Below are 15,735 nucleotides of genomic sequence, written 5' to 3' on the forward strand. Positions count from 1 at the left end.
GTCGCACGGGCGGGGTCGTAGGCAAAGGCAGCGTTTTGTGAAACCATGACGGCAACAGTCACAAGAAAATGACGGGAGAGACGATGTTCCGGTTCGCACGTGCTGCCTTGCTCGGTTTGATTTGTTGCATTGCCTCGGTGGCGCCCTCGTCCGCGTCCGACTATCCGAACCGTCCGGTGCGTTGGATCATCGGGTTTGCCGCCGGCGGCCCCGTCGATATCGTCGCCCGCATCATGAGCCAGTGGCTGTCGGATCATTTCGGCCAGCAATTCGTGGTCGAGAACCGCACCGGCTCCGGCGGCAACATCGCAGCCGCTGCCGCGATCAATTCGCCGGCAGACGGTTACACGCTGCTGTTCGTCGCACCCAACAACGCGATCTCGACCTCGCTCTACAAGAAGCTGCCCTACGACTTCCTGCGCGACACCACCCCGGTCGCCAGCATCATGCAGCTCACCAACATGCTGGTGGTCTCGAATGCGATGCCGGTGAAGACGGTTCAGGAGTTCATCGACTATTGCAAGGCCAATCCGGGCAAGATCGCCTACGCCTCGTCCGGCTACGGCACCTCGGTGCACATGTCGGCCGAGCTGTTCAAGGCGATGACCAAGTGCGACATGCAGCACGTGCCGTACCGGGGATCGGCGATCGCCTTCCCCGACATCATCTCCAACAAGGTGCAGCTGATCTTCGACAATCTGCCGTCGGCGCTGGAGCAGTCGCGCGGCGGCAGCGTCCGCGCGCTCGGCGTCACCTCGCCGCAGCGCTGGCCCGGCGTGCCCGACGTGCCAGCGATCGCCGAAACGGTGCCGGGCTTCGAGGCGGTCGGGTTCTACGGCATCTCCGCGCCGAAGGGCACGCCGCCGGAGATCGTCGACGCGCTGAACAAGGCCGTCGGCGAGGCCCTGAAGGACCCCAAGCTCGCGGCGCGCCTCGCCGAGGCAGGCGGCATCCCGAAGCCGATGACCCCGGCTGAATTCGGCAAACTGGTGGCCGACGAGACCGAGAAATGGCGCAAGGTGGTGGAGTTCGCCGGCGTCTCGGTCGATTGAGGCGTGGATGCCCGCCATGGGCGGATCGGGGGCGGCATTGCCGAAACCCGACGCAGCCTGTAAACGGAGCCCGCACCGTTGCCGGCCGCCCCCCGCGGCCCGCAAGGCGGCGGGGCCTGTAGCTCAATGGTTAGAGCCGGCCGCTCATAACGGTCTGGTTGCAGGTTCGAATCCTGCCGGGCCCACCAGTGATTTCAAGGAGGGGTCGTCTTCGACTGGAAGAGCGACGTCAACCCCGAGGAGGCCGAGTTCTCCACCTATCGGCGACAACTCGTTCAGTACCTTCGGGCGACCGGATCGCGTCGGGGCGCCATCTGTACATGACGACCGGTCACGTCGATTGGGTCAGTCTCGCCGATTGACCGCCGAGGCCCGGGTCGGTGGCGATGGCATTCAACAGCGTCAGTACGACATGTTCGGCGTTGAGATCGACGCCTAGGCAGCCATTTACGAAGTCGGCAACGAAAGCGCCTGCGAAGTCATCCCGCGCCATTCGGAAAAAAGCCGAACCCGTACATAATTGAAATTATTATGTATTTTATTATTTTGTTCGAAGATCGGCAGAGTGAAGCCTTTCATCGCGGATTAGACTCTGGACCGAGTGCAACCCGGTAGCAAATCCACTAACGTATTGCGCGAACCCTCCACTAGGGAGGACCTTTGGATGAGGCCCCATGCGAAGCGTGAGCGATTCGGCCGACCTCTTCAGGCACGTTAGCGCCGATAAATCGGAATTCTATCGCCGTGTCATGGACGTCTTTGCGGCGGCCAAGCGGCAATACCGCTTGCAGCTTAGACCCGACGAGGTTTTGGCCGAGGCAGAGTGGAGCGGCGCGCCCCCTCTAATAGAGGAAGTCAACGGGGCTCTCACTCAGCTTACCGTATGGGGAAATCTAGAATCGCATCCCGATACGGCGCGAGTATCAAGTTTAAGCGACTTTTATCGCGCCCGTTTCCTCTACCGTCTCTCGCAGGGTGGAGAGGCCGTCGAAGCTGCGCTGTCGCTCTTCATACAAACGCTGCAGCGGCGGGCAGAGCTGCAGACTGTCGCACTTGAGGACATCGCAAATCGCTTGCGGGCCCTGCAGACGCTTGCGGGCGAGCGGGAACCCGATGTCGCGAAAGTTCACGAAACGCTGCGCGACCTCGTGCGCGTATTCGAGGGGCTGGCGGAGAATGCGCAGGCCTTCATGGCAAGCGTCGCCCGCAGCATCGAGCTGCAGCAAGCCGAGTCTAGTACCGTATCGACTTACAAGCGACAACTGATAGATTATCTCGAACGTTTCATAGGCGACTTGGTACGCCGCTCCGATACGATCGCGGGCTACATCCTCGCCCTCGAGCCACGTATCGACGTCTTGCTGCAGCAAGTCGCAGCGCGCGAAGCTCGCGACGCCGCACCCGGGAACGAAGCCGATCGCGTCGAAGCACATACTTCTTATTGGAACGCTTGGCGCGAACGTTGGAAAGGCCTCCATGGATGGTTTTTCCGCAGCGGCCACGAACCCTCTCAGGCCGAACTGTTGCGAGCGAGGGCAAGGTCCGCGATTCCGCAACTCCTCGGTGCGATCGCAGCGCTCAACGAGCGCCGCAGCGGGCGCAGCGATCGATCGGCGGATTTCCGTATACTGGCCAACTGGTTCGTCGCCTGTGAAAACGACGGCGAGGCTCACCGATTGGCACGCGCGGCCTTCGCGCTCAATCCTGCCCGACATTTCGCACTGAACACGGACGCCGACGCCGATCTGCCGGCAAGCACCCGCTGGGCCGATGCTCCACCATTGAAGATACATCCTCGATTGCGCGAATACGGCGAGGCGACGCCGCGCGGGCCGATGGCCAGGATCCGGGATCGCGCCGAAGCCCGCGCACGCCTGGCTCGGGAGTTGGCCGAGGAGTTTCTGCAGGTAGAAGCCGCGCGCCGGCGTCTCGCGAACGGCCATCCAACCCGACTTTCGGATCTGGGGGAGCTCGACGGACATGCCTTCGGTCTGTTTCTTGGACTACTCGGCGAAGCGCTGACGGAACAGACGGATCCGGAAGCCTCGGTGTCCCGGCAGACGGGTGATGGCCTGCTCCACATCGACCTCACGCCTCTGGCGGCGGAAACCCGGGCAGAGATATCGACGCCGCACGGCATCTTTTCGGGGCGCGATCACCTGATCACGATCACGCCGACGCAGGACTTGCGCTGATGTCCAGAGCCGAGGATACGCGAGGAAGCCGCAACATCGGCCAAGAGCAGCGCAAACATCAACGCGAGGAGTTCAGGACCGCGGTCCGCGCGCTCCTGATGACCCCGCTGATGACGCCGGCCCACGACGAATTCCCCTCGGTACGTCGGCAGGCCGACGTATTGCGTGCCTGGTTCTCCCGCGAAACCGGGTGGCCCCTGCATATCGAGCAGGAGGGGGCTCGTCTGTACAAGAGACCCGCCGAACTCTCCGCGACCACGCGCGGACTGCCCGACTACGACAGGCGCCGCTACGTCCTGCTATGTCTCGCATGCGCCGCGCTCGAGCGTTCAGAATCGCAGATCACGTTGCGTCTGTTGGGCGAAAGGCTGTTGCAGCTCGCTGCCGAGCCCGTTCTGACATCGCTTGGCTTCGCCTTCACGCTCGGTACGCTACATGAGCGCCGCGAACTTGTGGCGGTTTGCCGGACGTTGTTGGAGATCGGAGTGCTCCAACGCGTCGTCGGCGACGAAGAGGCTTTCGTGCAGACGCGAGGCGAGCAAGCCGACGCGCTCTACGACGTGCAGCGCCGGACGCTCGCCGGCCTGCTCGCCGCAGTGCGCGGTCCCTCGACGTGGCGACCGGAGGATGCCCCCGAGACTCTCGAGGAACGCCTGAGCGCGCTGGTCGACGAGCACGTCGCGGACAGCGACGAGGGACGTCGCACCGCGCTTCGCCACCAACTCGCGCGTCGCCTCCTCGACGATCCCGTGATCTACGTCGAGACGCTCGATGCCGAAGCTAGGGCATATTTCGTCAATCAACGCGGGGCGATGGCCGCACGTCTTTGCGAAGCCTCGGCTCTGACCGCGGAACATCGGGCCGAAGGCCTGGCGCTTGTGGACGAGACTTGCCTGCTTACCGACGTCGCCATGCCGGCTGAAGGCACCGATGCCCACGCCACACTGCTCGTTGCGGAATATCTCGCGAGTGCGATCAAGCGATCCGATGCTCTCGACGCGGATGCAAATCCGCATCGGATCGAGTTCTCCGAGCACGAGATCATCGCTTTTCTCCGCGATGCCAAGATCAAATACGGTCGATATTGGCGCAAATCCGCCCGCGAAGCCGGGGCGGAGCGCGAACTCGCCGGCATCGCTATCGAGCGGTTGGAAAAGCTTCAACTGATCGTACGCGGCAGTGAGGGGATCCGACCGTTGCCGGCGATAGCCCGCTTCGGCCTCGGCGAGGCCGAAATCCGTGATCCTCCTGATGCGCGGCGGGCGTCGATCGCCGATGGGATGGGTCCGGCGTGAACGAACGGCCCACCTCCTTTGCCGCGACCTCCGAACGACCGGCACTCCCGATTCCGGTTCGGGACCGCTGGCAGCCCCTGCGCGTCGGGCTGGTGGAGATGTTCCATTACGACAGCGAAGAGTTCTGGTTTCACGACGGTCACCTGCTGCTACGCGGCAACAACGGTACCGGCAAATCGAAGGTGCTGTCGCTGACGCTTCCGTTTCTGCTCGATGGACAGCTAAAGCCCTCTCGCATCGAGCCCGACGGCGACAACGGCAAGCGGATGTCGTGGAATCTCCTGATGAATAGTTACGATCGCAGGGTCGGCTATTCCTGGATCGAGTTCGGCCGTCTCGGCAACGACGGCACGCCGCACTATCTCACGCTCGGAGCCGGGCTCTCCGCGGCCGCTTCGCGTCCGAACGTGGAAAGCTGGTTCTTCGTCCTGGACGACGCGGACAAACCGACCCGCATCAATCAGAATCTATGGCTGATGAGCGAGCAGCGAGTGGTCCTGACCAAGGAGCGCCTGCGCGAGGCTCTCGAAGGTCGAGGTCAGGTGTTCGACACCGCGGCGAACTACCGTCGCGCCGTCGACGAACGGCTTTTTCATCTGGGCGCCAGGCGCTACGACGCGCTAATGGATACGCTGATCCAATTGCGTCAGCCGCAATTGTCGAAGAAGCCCGACGAGACGGCGTTGTCGAATGCGTTGACGGAAGCATTGCCGCCGTTGGCTCCGGAGCTGCTGGCCGACGTCGCCGAGGCGCTGGGCCAGTTGGAAGAGGATCGCCAGCAGCTCCAGGAATACCAGGCACTCGCCAAGGCCGTCGATCGCTTCGGCAAAAGATACCGGGTCTACGCGGGCACACAGACGCGAAGGCAGGCGCGCACGCTGCGTCAGGCCCAGACGGAGTTCGACAATGCGAGCCGTTCGCGCGGCGAGGCAGAAGCTAGACTCGAGACCGCCTCAACCGCCGAGGCCGAGGCGGGCAAAGCTTGCGATGCGGCCGAAGTCGAATTCAAGCGCGAGCGATCCCGCCTCGATACCCTTCGCTCGGGAGCGGGGATGGAGGACGCGAACCGCCTCGAATCGACGGAAAAGGACGCTGAAGCGCGTCAGAGGGCCCTGTCCAGCGCCGAAGGCGCAATGGACTCCGCGAGTCGGCGATTGAGGTCAAGCGTTGAGGAGACCAACTCCGCGGCGGAGCGAGTTCGGCAGATCGAACGTCGCGTCGCCGATCTGCGCCGGGAATGCGAAGCTTTCGCCGACACGGCCGGTGTCCTCAATGCGCATGCCGACGATCCGATCGCCAAGCTCGACGCCGAACGGCTTGCGGCGTTAACGCCTCAGACCTTCGATAAGGCCGGCTCCGAGCTTCGGGCCCTCGTTGAGGGCCGGCGCGAGGAAATTGCGTCGTTGCGGAGGCGAGATGCCGAAGTAGTGGCGGCGGAGTTGCTGAATACGCAACGCCGAAATTTCCGAGACGAATGTCAGGACGCTGCCGACGCCGCCGCGGAGAGACGTGAATCGGCCGATGCAGGCGTGGAGCGCGAGGGCCAAAACCTGGTCGACGCCTGGGAGAGTTGCTTCGCAGGCTTGAAGCAACATCGCGTCACGCCGGACGACCGCTTCGCGACTCTCGCCTCTCTATCCGAGTGGGTCGTCACGCCGACGGGCGATAATCCCGCGCGTCGGCTTCTGCAAGACGCGCAGCAACAGACCAGCGAGCGCCTGGCTACGACCCGGGTCGCGCTCGAAGGTCGGCGGCAAGGCCTGCTGACGGAACGCAAAAATCTCGAGGAAGAACGCGGCCGCCTGGAAGGCGGGATCGATCCCGAACCGTCGCCACCGCGTACCCGCGATCCCGAAGCCCGCACGGCGCGCGAAGGGGCCCCTTTATGGAGGTTGATCGACTTTCACCCCTCGGTGACGCTCCCTCAGCGAGCCGGACTAGAAGCCGCGCTGGAGGGGGCCGGGCTCCTCGATGCCTGGCTTTCGCCCGACGGTCGCCTCCAATCGTCCGATCGAGGTATACTCTTTCGAGACGCGCAGGTGCTCGAACGACGGCCTCAATCGCCGTCGCTTGCCGACTGGTTGCGCGCGGACGTGCCGGCCGACTGCGGCGTACCTAACGCGATCGTCGAAAGCATCCTGCGCGGAGTCTCCTGCGCAGACGACGAGCCAGCGGAGGCCGAGACCTGGATCGCTCCGGATGGCCGCTTTCGGCTCGGGGCCTTGGGTGGTGCGTGGGAGAAGACGGAAGCGCTCCACATCGGCTACTCCGCGCGCGCCGCCGCCCGCGCTCGGAGGTCGACGGAAATCTCGGAACGGCTGGCGGAGATCGCCGGCGAGACTATCGGACTGCAGGCGGAGTTCGACGGATTAGCTCGGGATCAGAACGAAGCGACCGACGAATGGCGCCTTGCGCCGACCGACGATGCGCTGCGCCACGCTCATTTCGCCGCCGCGACCGCCGCGCGCGAGGCGGCAACGGCTCGCCAGCGCATGACCGAAGCCGCGATGCAATTTCATGCGAGCGAAGAGGAACTCGCTGCGGTGCGGCGGCGGCGCGCCACTGACGCCGCCGACCTTCGGCTGCCGGCGTTACCTTCCGAATTGGCGGCCGTCGAAGCGGCTCTGGGACGCTACCAGGAAAGCCAACTGCGGCTTACGCAAGCCGTCTTAGAAATACGCCTTGCGTTGCCCGATCTGGAGCGGCAACGCGTTCGCGAAAGCGAGGCGCGAAAGACTGCCGCCGCGCATGAAGACCAGCTCGCAACCGCAAAAATCGAGGCCGAAGAGGCCGCGGTCCGATTCGAGGTGCTGCGCAAAGCCATCGGTGCGAAGGTCGAGGAACTGCGGCGCCAGTTGAACGAAGCCCGCGCGGCCACCGATGCCGCAGAGGTCGCTCTGGACGATGCGGAGGAAGCCCTGAAAAACGCGGGGGAGGCGCGCGCGGTCGCGCACGAAAAGGTCACGACCGCGACCGGCGTCTTCGAGCAGAGGAGCGCAGCACGCAGCGAGGCGATATCGAGGTTTCAGCAGTTCACCGCGACCGGTCTACTGGCCGCCGCTATCCCGCAAATCGTATTGCCGGAGATGGGTGGTGCCTGGACGATCGATCCGGCCTTGGGGCTCGCCCGACGCGCCGAGCAGGCACTGTCGACGCTCGACGACAAGGACGAGGCGTGGGCGCGCGTCCAAAAGCAGATCAGCGAAGAGCTGACGGAATTGCAGACCGCGCTCAGCGCGCTCGGTCACCGGGCCCAAGCCGAGCAGAACGATTGGGGATTGATCGCGCACGTCATCTACCAGAACAGGCCGGAGCGTCCCGACATGCTCGCGGCGCGTCTCGCCGAGGAGATTGTCCAGCGGAGCGAACTCCTGACCGAGAGCGAGCGAACGGTGCTGGAAAATCACCTGCAGGCGGAGATCGCCTCCGAAGTGCAACGCCTGCTGCAAGCTGCCGAAATCCGGCGGGACGCAATAAACAAGGAGCTGCACAGCCGTCCGACATCGACCGGGGTGCGCTACCGACTGATATGGCCGACTTTAACGGAAGAAGAAGGCGCTCCGGTTGGACTGGAAGCCGCACGCAAACGTCTGCTGACGTCAACGCGGATCTGTGGTCGGCCGAAGACCGAAAGGTCGTCGGAGCCATGCTGCAACAGCGCATCACCGCCGAGCGAGAGCGCGCGGATTCGGGAGCAAGCAGGGATTCGGCCGGACCATTGTTAGACCAACTCTCGCGTGCCTTGGACTATAGGCGCTGGCATCGCTTCAGGGTCGAGCGTTGGCAGGACGGACACTGGCGCAAGCTTTCGGGGCCCGCCTCGAGCGGCGAGCGGGCGCTCGGATTGACCGTGCCGTTGTTCGCCGCGATAGCGAGCTTCTACAGCCAGGGAAGCTTTCCGCTGGCGCCGCGTCTGATGCTGCTCGACGAGGCGTTCGCCGGAATCGACGACGCCGCGAGGGCGCATTGCATGGGATTGATTCGCGAGTTCGATCTCGATTTCGTCATCACAAGCGAGCGCGAATGGGCCTGCTACGCCGAGCTTCCCGGCGTCGCGATCTGCCAGTTACAGCGGCGCGAAGGAATCGACGCGGTCTTCGTCTCCCGTTGGAGCTGGGACGGAAGAGCTAAGAGACGCGAAAGCGATCCCGACCGCAGGTTTGCGGCTTCATGAGGCCGCCGATCGAGCCACGACTGCAGCGTCTGCTCGGAGGAACCGAGTACGCGAACCTCCGCAAACGGCTTCGCGACCGGTTCGCCCGGGCACCGGAAGGCGAGGAGGTCGTAAGCTTCCGGATCGGCAAGCTGACTTCCGACGAGCACGCGCTGTTGGCGTCGCTGCTGGGCCGCCATGTCCGCCATTCCTCCTCGCTGCAGGTCGATGTCGGCCGGGTGGATGCGACGTTCCGCGATTCCGGCATCGCCACCTCTCTGCGCGATGCGCTCGAAATCATCGACGGGCCGATCGCGAACCTGGCGGAAACGCGGCGCGTATCGAGAGAGATGTGGTCGGATGTTCTCGACGTATGCACCCACCAAGCGCTTGTCGAGCTGCTGCGGACTCCCAAGGGGCTAGGTCTGCTCAAGCGGCTCTCAGGGTCGCAGCCGGATGTGGCGATCGAGCTGTGCCGCAAGGTCGAAGCCACGCTCCGGCGACTGCCCGCCAATGCCGTCACGCGCTCGCAATTGGCGGCCGAAGCCCTAGGAGACGCACACGCTCTCGATGGCGGCAAGCCGGCCGCGACTCTGATCCTGACGATCTGGCGGCGGCCGATTGCGCGGACCGATGGCGAAGAAGGCTTCGACGAGCCGGAAGGGGAGACCGAAATCGAATCCGCCGAACGGGCAGAGCGCGACCGCGACGTCTGGGCCAAGGCCGGGGTCCTAGTCAACGAATTGGCGCGGCCCGCTTTGTTCCTGAATCTGCCCGTCGAGAGCGCAGAGAGGTACGGACAATTTGCGGGAGAGCCTGTCTACGCCTCGTTGCGGTCGCTCTTGCGCACGCCTCCAGCATGGAGGGTCGCGGGTCGAAAGGTGTACGTCTGCGAGAATCCCAACCTTGTGGCCATCGCCGCCGATCGCTGGGGCGCCGGCTGCGAGCCGTTGGTTTGTACCGACGGAATGCCCGCCGCGGCACAGAGGTGCCTGTTATCGCAACTGACCGAAGCGGGAGCGAGGCTTCACTACCATGGCGATTTCGATTGGGCGGGTGTCCGCATCGGCAATCACATGATGCGCGAGCATGGGGCCAGTTCCTGGAGGTTCGATGCCATCGACTACGTATCAGCCGTTGAAGGAGCATCAGAACTCGGACAGAAGCTCACCGGAAAGGCCTTATGTGCATCCTGGGACCAAGGCTTGACGACGGCGATGCAACTGCACGGCCTCTCGATCGCTGAGGAGGCTGTCGCAGTCTCCCTCTTAAACGATCTCAGATCCGCAAAATAATGCTTCGTGGTTCTCCAGTCGCCCGGGGCCTGCCCCCGGGCCGTAACGCGTCGCTTCCGCGGAATCTAGCGCCGCCAGCCCGCTGCCGCCGGCGGCACCGGGGCGGTGATGAAGCGATCTACGGCAGTTCGAGGCCCACGCTGTAGTCGCCGTCGCGCAGGCCATCGAAATCCCATTCGTAGATCGAAACGGGTCCGATGGCAGCCTGGCTCTGGCCCAGAAAGAACGCGAAGGCGTTCGGCCCCGCGATGAAGAGATGAACACGGCGAGGCCCACCCTTGGCCGACGAGCGTATCGCGCCCAGCAAGGACAACGCCATCGCCGCCGCATGGCTACCCGATCGCACGCTTTGGTAGGATGGGCCACCAACGGGGCTTGCCGTCATCAGCGTGCCGACGACGGCGAGCTTCTGGACGTACCGGCGGACCGCGGGCGCCACGTCGTGCGTCAACGAGACGGCGACCGCAAGGTCGGTCCCGTCGGCGTGGACCGCCTCCTCGACGGTGGAAAGCGTCGGCCAGGTGGGATCCAGCGGCTTGTCCGCCGCCGACCAGATGTGACGACCGCCGGCTCGCTGTTCGATTTCGATGGTCTTCCCGGACTTGACGTTGAGGACCGCGCCGACGCCGAACGCCAAGGAGACGTGTGTGTCCAGGATCAGGCGCAGTTGATCCTTGTCGCGCGCAGACTGGATCAGAAATTGCCGCAGTTCGGGGAACACGGTAGCCTTCCAATCGGCCGGGTTCCGGATGTAGCGCCCATCGAAATGCGGGACGAGATTCGCCGAATCGTCGCTACGCGCCTCGATGTCGTCGATGGGGTGCATGAACGACCGGACGCCGAGCGTCTTGGGCCGGGGCTGCGCCGGCGCAAGAAGCCCCTCGTCCGCAACGAGATCGCGAAACGACGCGGCGTCGAACGTGTTGCGGCCCTGCGCATGGAGCTTCCTGATCAGATCGTCGTACAGGAAGCCGGCCTCGGACGGCGGCACCTGACGCATGCCGACCGCCGCAAAGCGGTCGTTCAGCCGTTCGCGCAGGTCGGCGCCGGACTCCAGACGCTGCGAAATAGCCAAGGTTCGCGCCACGAGCCGCAGCGCGTCGTGATCGATGCCGAGATGCCCTGACCATGCTTCGCGCACCTTGCCCATCATGCTTCTGGGCGTGGTGCCGTCGAACAGCCGATCCAGATCAAGCGCGTGAGTGTGCATGCGTATCAGGCGGGACAGCGCGTCGTCCGCCTGCGGCCGCCAGTTCGTCACCAGCCGCAACCGCGCGCCCATGCCGTCCGGCGCGTGCTGAAGCTGTGCCGCAAGAGCCCGCTGGAGAAGCGACACGGATTGGGCGTTCGAGAACGCGGGATCGATGAGGTCGAGGTGGCCGAACTGCCCGGGCGTCGCGTGCCACTTGCATTGGAGGTGGTCGCGGAGGATTTCGTCCCCATAGTGGTCCTGCGGGCCATTGCCGGCCACGTACTCCACCGTCACGTCGTCGAACGCGCGCGGTCCACTCTCGAAACTCACGCGTGCGATGCCTTTTTCCGGCACAAGCAATTGCGCCGCAAAGAACCAGAACATCCGCGCTTGGAAATCGTCTCCCTGACTTCTGACCGCTACGGCTTGCGTCATGTCCTAGCTCTTCGGAAAATAGCGGCCCATGATCGAGGCCCATACCGCCAAGGCTTCACCCTGCTTGCCCTGCTGCGCCAGGCGGACCGCCCGGGACGCCTCGGTCTCGGCGCGGCGCAACGCTGCTTCCGCCTTCTTGATCAGCTCCGGCGTCATCTGGTCCGACACCGGCGGGCCCAAGCCCGCAGGGTCCTTCCACTCCTGCCGGATGCCTTCCAACGCGGCGGCGAAGAACCTCCGGACTTCACCGGGATAGGTCGTGAACGGGCCGTCGACGAGGTCCTGCGCCATCACCTCGATCAGAAAGGACGGCTTGATCGGCTTGTCCGACGAGCGGTTCCAGCGCTTCAGCATCTTGACCAGCGGCACCCACTTTCCGCTCAGGCTCTTGTTCTTCGTCGTGGACTTGTCGGCGTGGATCTCAGGATCGGTCTTGATCCACTTTCCAAGATCGCGGTCCGGGATCTCGTAGCAATCGGAGAGCTCGATGGCGGGCACGGCGTCGATCGACAGGACTTTGCCTTCCTTGTCGGACGTATTCCTCTCGAACTCGACCGTGGCGCAACGGCGCCCCGGCTGCACGGCATCCTTGCCGAACTCGCGGCGCAGGCGATCGACGAACGCGTCGAGCGCCTCGCTGGGCGCCTTCGAGCGCCAATGCTGGTCCTTCGAACCAAGCGTGAAGAAGATGTCGACATCCTTCAGCGGCTTGGTCTTGGTGTGCCGGTCATAGGACCCGGTGAGGAAGTCGCGGTCGATGTGGAACCCGCCGCGGATGCAGTCGCGCACCTTGTTGTGCTTGCGGATCGTGTCGGTCCGCTCGGTCTCGCTGAGTTCGAGGCGTTGCCGGAAGGTCTCGAATGCTTCGTCCACGGTGATCATTTGTAATACGCCATCGATGCCATGATGTCGGGAGTGGAGACGATCGTGCCGGCCTCGCGTCTGACCAGGCTGCCGAGCGACTTGAACGAGGTCCAGGACAAGTTGCCAGGCAGCGCCGCGCCGGCCCGCGGCACCAGCAGAACCCGGTAGATGCAGCCGGCCGGCGGCGTGCTGGTCTTGGCGAACGAGCCTTCGAGGAACTCGCGGTCGACCCACATCTCGTCGACGCCGTTGCCGTCGTAGCGGATGGGAAAATCCCAGCGGCCCGCGGCGTCGGCGCTGCCCGACTTGTAGAACTCGATGACGATCTTTTCGAGATCGCCCCGCTCCAGCAGCTCCCGCGCGCCGGCATCGACCCAATCGGTCCAGGCGTCGAGCAGCGCCACCGGATTCAGATTGTAGTACGAGATCAGATACTTCAGCACGTTGCGCATCTTGTCGGACACGTATTTGGCCGTGTGCGTGCGCGAATAGGTCGAGGTGAAGGTGGCGCTCATGACTTGCCCAGCACTCCCCAATTGATCGCGAGGCTGTCGGCGGCGGCGACCTTCGTCGCCTCCTCGTCCGCGGGTGGCGACGCGACGTCGTGGACGCTGATGCGCGGCGCCCGGCTCTTGAGTGCATCGTTCATCCACGTCACGTCGCCGGCCTCGGTCGGTGCCGTGATCCTCCAGCCGCTGCCGCCGGTGGGATTCCAAGTCAGCTTGTCGATGGAAGTCCCGAGTTCGATGGCGTCCTCGTTGTAGCGGCAGTAGATCACCAGGCGATCGCCGTTGCCCTTGACGACGATCGGCACCGTCGCCGGGTGCTCGTCGGCGATGAGCGACTCCATGATGCTCGCCGCGGCCTTCAGCGTCGCCGCGTCGGGCGTGTCGGCGCCCGAGATCAGCGCGACGATCGCCGACCACGTCTCACCGGCGGAGCGCACTGGGACCGAGGCGATCTCCCGTTTGACCTTCATCCGAACTTCTCCTGCGCCTTCTCGATCTCGAGCGCCTGCTTCAGCGCCTTCAGCACCTGGTCGGCCTGCAGCTTGTTGAGGTCGTGCGCGGTCTCGACGCTGGAGGCGGCGGCCGAGATCAACGCCTTGCGCAGGCGGCGTCCGTCGAGCCCATCGGAAGCCTTCACGAACGCGGGGATTTGACCGTTCAGCCCCGAAAGTTTGGGCCACTGCGAGGCGAGCGTGGCCAGCGTATCGCCGATGATTTCCTGCCGCGCATGCGCGTTCGGCAGACCGATGTCCTCGACCAGATCGGCACGGGACAGCAGCGCGCGATCCACGGCCTTCGGGAAGTTGGTGGTGGCGATCAGCAACGTGTTGCGGTGTTTGCGCGAGAGCAGGTCGATGCCGGCCAGCGCCGCGTCGGTCGCGCGATGCGCGTCGACGGGATTGGTCTCGAGGCTCATGCGCTGCCGGTCCGCCGCCAGCGTCTCGACCTCATCGAGAAGCACGATGGTCGGTCCGTGCGCGGCGTGTTCCGGGATCAACTGGTCGAAGATCTTCGAGACCTCCTTCTGGCTCTTGCCGTGCGAGGCGCTGCCGAGCGCATGGGGGTCGAGCTGGAGGAACTTGACCTTCTTCGGCTTCAGCGCCTCGGCCACCTGGTTGGCGAGGCCGCGGGCGAGCGTCGTCTTGCCGGTGCCGGGGGGCCCGGCGAGCACGATCAAACCGTGGACCGGTACGCGCTCGAACGGAAAGTGCTGGCGCAGTTGAAAGGCAAGAAGCGCCTGCGCGACGAGGCGAACGCGGACGGCCTCGTCCAGCTTGATGGCGGACCAAGCGGCGGCGTAGTCCGCGTGCGGCAGGTGGGCTTCATCGCTAATGGCGTCCATATCGCCCCCTCGGCGGCTCACGACCCGAAGTCGTTTTAACGTCCGATAAGGACGACGGTAACCATACAGATAAATCGAACGGTTGCGCTCGTCAAGGTATGCGATATAAAATCGTGCAACTGAATCGAACAAGCCGGAGATTTCCCGGGACTTTTTAAGGGCTTAGGATGTCGTTGGCGACGAAGTTGAAGGAACTGCGCGTCCGCAAAAAGCAGTCGCTGCAAGATGTCGCTGACGCGATCGGCGCATCGAAGACTCACGTCTGGGACCTTGAGACAGGGCGCAGCAGCAACCCGTCCGTCGACCTGCTGACGAAATTGGCCACGCATTTTCAGGTCCGTATCGCCGACCTGGTCGGCGAGAACCCGAATGCGGCCGACGAGGACGAGAAGCACGTCGCCTTGTTCCGCGAACTCAAGCAGCTTTCAGACCCCGACCTCGAGACCATCCGCATTCTGATGCAGCGGCTGAAGGACCCAGATCGAAAGTAGCTCCGATGCAGATCTCGCGTATCGACCTGGCCGACAAGGGCTCGCCCGAGGGGCTCGTGATGGCCATCCTCAAGGCCGAGCCGGATCTGCCCATTCCGATCCCGATCGAAGAGCTTTGCGGGCGGCTCGACATCATGGAGATCCAGGCACTGACGACGCAAGGCTTCGAAGGCGGCCTGCTGACCGACCGTGAGCGAAGCCGCGGCATCATCCTCGTCAGAAAAGGCGTATCGCCGCAGCGCCGCCGGTTCACCATCGGCCACGAGCTCGGGCATTTTCTGATGCCCTCGCACGTGCCTGACGAGGAAGGCCGCTTCCTGTGCTCGCAGCGCGACATGGCGATGCTCAACCCGAAGGAAGGCGACCGTCGCGCGAAGATGGAAGTCGAGGCGAACCGCTTTTCGTCGCTTGTCTTGATGCCGCCGCCGAGACTGAGGGTGGAGATCGGCAATCGCGCGCCCAGCATCGAGCACATGCTCTCGCTCGCGACGAAGTTCGACGTGAGCAAGGACGCGATGGCCCGGGCATACGCCGAATACCATCCGGCGACGATTGCCTTCGTCGTCGTGCGCGACGGCAAGGTGGGTCCTACCTACCGCAACAGAACCAGATTTCCCTTCATCACCGCGCTGCGCGGCAAACCGGTTCCAGAGCGGTCGCTATTTTATCGGAAAGGGCTACAGGTCGGTGTGCCGAGCGACATCGACTCGCGCCTGCCCGACAACTGGATCGACATCGAGCGCGGGCGGCAGGCCCCCACGATGAGCGAACAGGTTTACCTGCAGTCCAACGGCTTCGCGCTGATCATGCTCTGGTATGAGCCCGCGGAGGATCCGGATTTCGACGAAGACGGCGAGCGCACTTCGAAAGAGCGCCTCCGCAATCGACTGGCGCGGTTTTCCTGAATCTAGT

At 64.2% G+C, this 15,735-nt stretch carries 14 protein-coding genes and 1 tRNA gene; 9 read left to right on the forward strand and 6 right to left on the reverse strand.

The window, feature by feature from the left end; all coding sequences use genetic code 11:
* Positions 1-83: 83 nt before the first annotated feature.
* Both AC628_RS02360 and AC628_RS02365 read left to right on the forward strand, forming a co-directional pair.
* A complete protein-coding gene (locus tag AC628_RS02360) occupies positions 84-1,052 on the forward strand; it encodes a Bug family tripartite tricarboxylate transporter substrate binding protein (RefSeq protein ID WP_074125164.1) in 969 nt (322 codons plus the stop codon).
* A 112-nt stretch (positions 1,053-1,164) separates the two neighbouring features.
* Positions 1,165-1,240 (forward strand) — tRNA-Ile (locus AC628_RS02365).
* Between the two features lie 143 nt (positions 1,241-1,383).
* Here the strand turns inward: AC628_RS02365 and AC628_RS43710 are convergent.
* Positions 1,384-1,545, reverse strand: coding sequence for a hypothetical protein (locus AC628_RS43710; protein WP_168193290.1), 162 nt, complete (start codon positions 1,543-1,545; stop codon positions 1,384-1,386).
* A 181-nt stretch (positions 1,546-1,726) separates the two neighbouring features.
* Between AC628_RS43710 and AC628_RS02370 the strand changes: the two genes are divergently transcribed.
* Genes AC628_RS02370 through AC628_RS02385 form a run of 5 tightly spaced genes read left to right on the forward strand, consistent with a single transcriptional unit; the run spans position 1,727 to position 9,990 of the window.
* Positions 1,727-3,247 carry a TIGR02677 family protein gene (locus AC628_RS02370; protein WP_074125165.1) on the forward strand — a complete coding sequence of 507 codons (1,521 nt, stop codon included), beginning with the start codon at positions 1,727-1,729 and terminating at the stop codon, positions 3,245-3,247.
* The gene (locus AC628_RS02375) at positions 3,247-4,542 is read left to right on the forward strand and encodes a TIGR02678 family protein (RefSeq protein WP_074125166.1); all 1,296 of its coding nucleotides are present in this window, start codon (positions 3,247-3,249) and stop codon (positions 4,540-4,542) included. The genes AC628_RS02370 and AC628_RS02375 overlap by 1 nt, the downstream gene beginning before the upstream one ends.
* A complete protein-coding gene (locus AC628_RS02380) occupies positions 4,539-8,267 on the forward strand; it encodes a TIGR02680 family protein (protein ID WP_245320990.1) in 3,729 nt (1,242 codons plus the stop codon). Before AC628_RS02375 ends, AC628_RS02380 begins: the two co-directional genes overlap by 4 nt.
* Positions 8,189-8,716: an SbcC/MukB-like Walker B domain-containing protein gene (locus tag AC628_RS45090; protein WP_245320991.1), complete on the forward strand. Its 528-nt coding sequence runs from the start codon at positions 8,189-8,191 to the stop codon at positions 8,714-8,716. Before AC628_RS02380 ends, AC628_RS45090 begins: the two co-directional genes overlap by 79 nt.
* On the forward strand, positions 8,713-9,990 hold the full coding sequence (locus AC628_RS02385) for a TIGR02679 family protein (RefSeq protein ID WP_074125167.1): 1,278 nt from the start codon (positions 8,713-8,715) through the stop codon (positions 9,988-9,990). Before AC628_RS45090 ends, AC628_RS02385 begins: the two co-directional genes overlap by 4 nt.
* 118 nt (positions 9,991-10,108) lie before the next feature.
* On the opposite strand, the gene AC628_RS02390 is transcribed toward AC628_RS02385, so the two are convergent.
* Genes AC628_RS02390 through AC628_RS02410 form a run of 5 tightly spaced genes read right to left on the reverse strand, consistent with a single transcriptional unit; the run spans position 10,109 to position 14,332 of the window.
* Positions 10,109-11,617, reverse strand: a complete 1,509-nt coding sequence (locus tag AC628_RS02390; RefSeq protein ID WP_074125168.1) for an SAVED domain-containing protein — start codon at positions 11,615-11,617, stop codon at positions 10,109-10,111.
* Between the two features lie 3 nt (positions 11,618-11,620).
* Positions 11,621-12,499 carry a CBASS oligonucleotide cyclase gene (locus AC628_RS02395; protein ID WP_074125169.1) on the reverse strand — a complete coding sequence of 293 codons (879 nt, stop codon included), beginning with the start codon at positions 12,497-12,499 and terminating at the stop codon, positions 11,621-11,623.
* Complete coding sequence (locus tag AC628_RS02400) at positions 12,496-12,996, reverse strand: hypothetical protein (RefSeq protein WP_074125170.1); 501 nt, start codon at positions 12,994-12,996, stop codon at positions 12,496-12,498. The genes AC628_RS02395 and AC628_RS02400 overlap by 4 nt, the downstream gene beginning before the upstream one ends.
* Complete coding sequence (locus AC628_RS02405) at positions 12,993-13,460, reverse strand: CBASS system Cap8 protein (protein ID WP_074125171.1); 468 nt, start codon at positions 13,458-13,460, stop codon at positions 12,993-12,995. The genes AC628_RS02400 and AC628_RS02405 overlap by 4 nt, the downstream gene beginning before the upstream one ends.
* The gene (locus AC628_RS02410; protein WP_074125172.1) at positions 13,457-14,332 is read right to left on the reverse strand and encodes an AAA family ATPase; all 876 of its coding nucleotides are present in this window, start codon (positions 14,330-14,332) and stop codon (positions 13,457-13,459) included. Before AC628_RS02410 ends, AC628_RS02405 begins: the two co-directional genes overlap by 4 nt.
* A gap of 185 nt (positions 14,333-14,517) precedes the next feature.
* On the opposite strand from AC628_RS02410, the gene AC628_RS02415 reads away from it, so the two are divergent.
* Positions 14,518-14,823 (forward strand): helix-turn-helix domain-containing protein, encoded by a 306-nt coding sequence (locus AC628_RS02415; RefSeq protein ID WP_245320992.1) that lies wholly within the window; start codon positions 14,518-14,520, stop codon positions 14,821-14,823.
* Between the two features lie 5 nt (positions 14,824-14,828).
* Positions 14,829-15,728, forward strand: a complete 900-nt coding sequence (locus tag AC628_RS02420) for an ImmA/IrrE family metallo-endopeptidase (protein WP_074125174.1) — start codon at positions 14,829-14,831, stop codon at positions 15,726-15,728.
* Positions 15,729-15,735: the final 7 nt, after the last annotated feature.

Origin of the sequence: Bradyrhizobium sp. NAS96.2 (genome assembly GCF_001908235.1) — a bacterium.
Lineage (GTDB): Bacteria > Pseudomonadota > Alphaproteobacteria > Rhizobiales > Xanthobacteraceae > Bradyrhizobium.